The organism is Pseudomonas viridiflava (assembly GCF_003702045.1).
Classification (GTDB): Bacteria; Pseudomonadota; Gammaproteobacteria; order Pseudomonadales; family Pseudomonadaceae; genus Aquipseudomonas; species Aquipseudomonas viridiflava_C.
This window is the reverse complement of the sequence record NZ_RBTP01000058.1, coordinates 1-282: the sequence shown is the minus strand read 5'-3', so window position 1 is coordinate 282 and position 282 is coordinate 1. Positions and strand designations below refer to the sequence as shown.

At 62.1% G+C, this 282-nt stretch carries 1 pseudogene; it reads right to left on the bottom strand.

The features are described from left to right. Nucleotides 1-65: 65 nt before the first annotated feature. A pseudogene (locus ALP40_RS17800) lies at nucleotides 66-282 on the bottom strand (HlyD family secretion protein); the annotation flags it as partial.

Below are 282 nucleotides of genomic sequence, written 5' to 3'. Positions count from 1 at the left end.
GGTCAATCGTTCAAGGTCGAGAAACTGCGCGAAAACCCGTTCAACCGCGCCGGATGCGGGGGCGTTCACTTGAACTCCGCAAAATGTGCAGTACCGCTCATGCCTCCCAGCAGGCCCTCCGCTTTGGGCAGGCTGGCGATCAGCAGCAATGTCTGGCTGCCTTCATCGATACGCGCACCGAGGCGCTTGACGGTGGCGGTCAGCGGCTGACCGGTCTCGTCGGGAACGAAACTGAAGGTTTGTCCGGGCTTGAGTCTGCTCATCCAGCGCGAGGGCACCAGC